At 47.8% G+C, this 402-nt stretch carries 2 rRNA genes; both read right to left on the bottom strand.

The features are described from left to right. A 23S ribosomal RNA gene (locus tag ACZYRN_RS19270) occupies positions 1-122 on the bottom strand; the annotation flags it as partial. Positions 123-282: 160 nt separating this feature from the next. Beyond that, positions 283-402 (bottom strand): 16S ribosomal RNA (locus ACZYRN_RS19265); the annotation flags it as partial.

The raw sequence follows: 402 nt of genomic DNA, 5'->3' as shown, positions 1-402 counted from the left end.
CCCATTCGGAAATCTCCGGATCAAAGCTTACTTACAGCTCCCCGGAGCATATCGGTGTTAGTCCCGTCCTTCGTCGGCTCCTAGTGCCAAGGCATCCACCGTGCGCCCTTTCTAACTTAACCTAAAATGGCGTTTCTCGGTATTGCTTTGTTACTTTTACGATAATATCTAGTTTTCAAAGAACAATTTAAATAATCTGAAGGAATTCATCCTTCAAAACTGAACAAAATAAAACGCCCAACGCCTGTGAGAACCACGTTCTCACTTCGTAAATATCCTTAGAAAGGAGGTGATCCAGCCGCACCTTCCGATACGGCTACCTTGTTACGACTTCACCCCAATCATCTGCCCCACCTTCGGCGGCTGGCTCCCGTAAGGGTTACCCCACCGACTTCGGGTGTT

This window comes from Domibacillus sp. F004 (assembly GCF_057814295.1).
Note: the sequence above shows the minus strand (reverse complement) of the source record. Positions and strands in the feature narration are given on the sequence as shown.